This window comes from Streptomyces sp. NPDC025806 (assembly GCF_055558275.1).
Map to the genome: position 1 here is coordinate 1 of NZ_JBVHMU010000049.1, position 4203 is coordinate 4203.

General features: G+C 73.6%; 3 protein-coding genes and 1 pseudogene. 3 read left to right on the forward strand and 1 reads right to left on the reverse strand.

Translation table 11 applies throughout. From position 1 onward, the window contains the following. From ACZ4E1_RS40215 to glgB, 3 genes are all read left to right on the forward strand, one after another. A partial coding sequence (locus ACZ4E1_RS40215; protein ID WP_467548960.1) for an alpha-glucosidase C-terminal domain-containing protein occupies positions 1 to 249 on the forward strand: 249 nt, incomplete at its 5' end. Between the two features lie 110 nt (positions 250 to 359). Further along, positions 360 to 1742 carry a maltokinase N-terminal cap-like domain-containing protein gene (locus tag ACZ4E1_RS40220; RefSeq protein ID WP_467548962.1) on the forward strand — a complete coding sequence of 461 codons (1383 nt, stop codon included), beginning with the start codon at positions 360 to 362 and terminating at the stop codon, positions 1740 to 1742. Between the two features lie 45 nt (positions 1743 to 1787). Next, positions 1788 to 4106: a 1,4-alpha-glucan branching enzyme gene (gene glgB / locus ACZ4E1_RS40225; protein WP_467548964.1), complete on the forward strand. Its 2319-nt coding sequence runs from the start codon at positions 1788 to 1790 to the stop codon at positions 4104 to 4106. 15 nt (positions 4107 to 4121) lie between these two features. Here glgB and ACZ4E1_RS40230 read toward each other — a convergent pair. Next, a pseudogene (locus ACZ4E1_RS40230) lies at positions 4122 to 4203 on the reverse strand (IS5/IS1182 family transposase); the annotation flags it as partial.

The window sequence follows — 4203 nt, forward strand, 5'->3', positions numbered from 1 at the left end:
ACCAACCCCGCCGTCCTCGCCTTCCTCCGCGAACACGGCGACGACCTCGTCCTGTGCGTCCACAACTTCTCCCGCTTCGCCCAACCCACCGAGCTCGACCTCAGCCCCTACACCGGCCGCCACCCGGTCGAGCTGATCGGCGGCGTCCGCTTCCCGGCCGTCGGCGAACTCCCCTACCTGCTCACCCTCGCCGGACACGGCTTCTACTGGTTCCGTCTGCGCGCGGAAGGTGCCCCCGTCCGTCCCTGAACGCCGGTCGAACGCGCGTGCCCGGGACCCGTTTCCGTGTCCGGGCCCTGGGCACGCTCCCCCTATCGCGGAACGCTCGTCGCTCTCCCCCGGGGAAAGGACGCGACGCCATGTCGGAAGCCGCAGCCCGCAGCACCGCCCCCGCCGCCGGCGGGATCCCTCCCGGCCTGCCCGACTCCCTCGCCTCGCCGCTGCGCCTCTGGCTGCCCCGCCAGCGCTGGTTCGCGGGCAAGGGCCTGCCGGTCACCGGGATCGACCTCGACGCGGTGACCCCGCTGCTGCCGGGCACCGCCCTGCTCCACGTCCTGCTGCGGGCGCACCAGCCGCCCGCAGAGGAGGGGCCCGGCGAGCGCTACCAGCTGCTCATCGGCGCGGACGAGAGCGTGCCCCGGTATCTCGCCCCCGCCGTCATCGGGCACGTCGACCGGGGCCCGCTCGCCGGACTCACCGTGTACGACGCGCTCCAGGACCCGCGCCGCGCGGCCGTTCTGCTGGAACGTCTCCGCACCCCGGGCCCTCTCGGTGACCTGCGCTTCCACCGGGGGCCGCAGGGCCGCGTCCCACCGGGCCTCCCGGCCCGCCCGCTGCGCGCCGAGCAGTCCAACTCCTCGGTCATCTACGGCGACCGGCTCATCGCGAAGTTCTTCCGCCGGGTCCGCCCCGGCACCAACCCCGACCTGGAACTGCCCCTCGCGCTGGCCCGCGCGGGCTGCACCCGGGTCCCGGCGCCGGTCGCCTGGTTCGAGACGTACGAGAGCGAGGGCGCGGGCGAGCCGACCACCCTCGGCATCCTCCAGCCCTATGTGCGCGGCGCCACCGACGGCTGGGAACTCGCCCTGAACCGGCTCGCCTCGGGCGCCGACTTCACCGCCGAGGCCCGTGAACTGGGCCGGGCCACCGCCGAGGTGCACACCGCCCTCGCCGAGAGCCTGCCCACGGTCACGCTGACCCGGCCCCGGACCGAGGAGCTCGCCGCCGCGATGACCCGGCGCCTCGACGCGACCGCCCGCCAGGTCCCCGCGCTGCTGCCCTACGCGCCCGCGCTGCGCGGCGCCTTCGCGGACCTGGCCGCGGGCGCGGGCCCCGTCCGGCGGGCCCAGCGTGTCCACGGCGACCTGCACCTCGGCCAGTTCCTGCGCACCCGGTCCGGCGGCTGGCAGCTGATCGACTTCGAGGGCGAACCGTCCCGGCCGCTCGCCGAACGCCGCATGCCGCACCCTCCGCACCGCGACATCGCGGGCATGCTCCGCTCCTTCGACTACGCGGCCCGCAGCCATCGCCCGTACGACCCGTCGTGGGCCCGGGCGTGCCGGGCGGCGTACTGCGAGGGCTACGCGGCGGCGACCGGCTGCGATCCCCGCGCGGACCCGCCCCTGCTCCGCGCCTACGAAACGGACAAGGCGATCTACGAGTCCCTCTACGAGGCCCGCCACCGCCCCACCTGGCTGGAGGTCCCCTTGGCAGCCCTCTCCGAACTGGCGACGACCGACTAGCGGCGCCGTACCCGATCAGCGACTCCGTCGCGGGGCGCGACCAACATGCCCCTGGGGCACGCGGAGCGTGCCTTCAGGGGCGCGGGGAACTGCGCGACCAGCCACGACGAGGCCCGCACCCGGCAACGAGACCACACCCCCTACGGCGAGACCCCACCCCAGGAGGCCCCACCCGTGACCCCCCGCCCGGCCCCCGTCCCGCCAGAGGACAGGCGGCGCCTCCTCGACGCCACCCACCACGACCCGCACTCCGTCCTCGGCGCCCACCCCTCCGGCCCGCACACGGCGATCCGCACCTGGCACCCGTACGCCGAGTCCGTGACCGTCCACCTCCCCGACAGCGACGCCCCCGTCCCCCTCCACCCGGACGGCGACGGCTTCTTCACCGCCGAACTGGACCTCCCCGATCCGCCGCCCGCCTACGAACTGGAGATCACCTACGCGGGCACGAGCATCCGCACCCCGGACCCGTACGCCCTGCTCCCCTCCCTCGGCGAACTCGACCTGCACCTCATCGGCGAGGGCCGCCACGAGCGGCTCTGGACGGCCCTGGGCGCCCACCCCATGCGCCACCAGGACATCACCGGCACCCGCTTCACGGTCTGGGCGCCGAACGCCCTCGGAGTCCGCGTGGCCGGAGACTTCAACCGGTGGGACGGCGCCGCCCACACGATGCGCTCCCTGGGCGGCACGGGCGTCTGGGAGCTGTTCGTCCCCGGCATCGGCGAGGGCGAGCTCTACAAGTTCGAGATCACCCGCCCCGACGGCACCCGCACCCTGCGCGCCGACCCGCTGGCGACCCGTACCGAGACCCCGCCCGCCACCGCGTCGATCGTGCACGCGAGCCACTACACCTGGCACGACGAGGAGTGGCTGCGCACCCGCGCCGAGCATCCCGCGCACGAGGCGCCGTTCTCCGTCTACGAGGTCCATCTCCCGTCCTGGCGCCCGGGCCTGACCTACCGCGACCTGGCCGTCCAACTCACCGCGTACGTCGCCGACATGGGGTTCACGCACGTGGAGTTCATGCCGGTCGCCGAGCATCCCTTCGGCGGCTCGTGGGGCTACCAGGTCACCGGCTTCTACGCGCCGACGGCCCGCCTCGGCACCCCGGACGACTTCAAGCACCTGGTGGACGCCCTGCACCGGGCCGGCATCGGCGTGATCATGGACTGGGTCCCGGCGCACTTCCCGCGCGACGACTGGGCCCTGGCCGAGTTCGACGGCCGCCCCCTCTACGAGCCCGCCGACCCGCTCCGCGCCGCTCATCCCGACTGGGGCACCCTGGAGTTCGACTACGGCCGCCGGGAGGTCCGCAACTTCCTCGTGGCGAACGCCGTGTACTGGTGCGAGGAGTTCCACATCGACGGCCTGCGCGTGGACGCGGTCGCCTCGATGCTCTACCTCGACTACTCCCGCGAGCACGGCCAGTGGACCCCGAACGCGGCGGGAGGCCGCGAGAACCTGGACGCGGTCGCGTTCCTCCAGGAGATGAACGCGACGCTGTACCGCCGCGTGCCGGGGGTCGTCACGATCGCCGAGGAGTCGACGGCCTGGGACGGCGTCACCCGCCCCACCCACCACACGGGCCCCACCGGCTTCGGGGGGCTCGGCTTCGGCCTCAAATGGAACATGGGCTGGATGCACGACTCGCTCGGCTATGCCGCCCACGACCCGGTGCACCGCGCGCACCACCACCACGAGATGACGTTCTCGATGGTCTACGCGTACAGCGAGAACTACGTGCTGCCGATCTCGCACGACGAGGTCGTCCACGGCAAGCGGTCCCTGGTCTCGAAGATGCCCGGCGACTGGTGGCAGCAACGCGCCACGCTCCGCGCCTATCTGGCCTTCATGTGGGCCCACCCGGGCAAGCAACTCCTGTTCATGGGCCAGGAGTTCGCGCAGGGCGCCGAGTGGTCGGAGGCGCACGGCCCGGACTGGTGGCTGCTCGACCCGGCGTACGGCGCGGAGGGGGACCACCGGGGCGTACGGGACCTCGTCCGCGACCTGAACACCCTGTACCGCGCGACCCCCGCCCTCTGGGAGCAGGACACCTCCCCGGCCGGCTTCTCCTGGGTCCTCGGCGACGCGGCGCAGGACAACGTCTTCGCGTTCCTGCGCCACGCCACCGACGGCAGCCCTGTCCTGTCGGTCTCGAACTTCTCCCCCGTACTCCGCCACGACTACGCCCTGCCGGCCCCCGCCGGCTCCTCCGCCTGGCACGGCACCTGGCACGAGGTCCTCACCACGGACGCCCCGCGATACGGCGGCACCGGAGCGACCGACCCCGCCCCCCTGAAGGCGGACCCGACCCTGAAGCTGACCCTGCCCCCGCTGGCGACGGTGTGGCTGACCCCCTAGGGCGTGTCCGGAAAGTCATGGGAGCCAGAGCCGGAGGCAGGCGAGGGTGACCATGGCTTGGTAGTGGGCGGCTCGTTTGTCGTAGCGGGTGGCCAGG

What these genes read in the sequence shown, in the direction of transcription:
- ACZ4E1_RS40220 (WP_467548962.1), top strand. Translation starts at nt 360, where the DNA reads ATGTCGGAAGCCGCAGCCCGCAGCACCGCCCCCGCCGCCGGCGGGATC.
- glgB (WP_467548964.1), top strand. Translation starts at nt 1,788, where the DNA reads ATGCCCCTGGGGCACGCGGAGCGTGCCTTCAGGGGCGCGGGGAACTGC.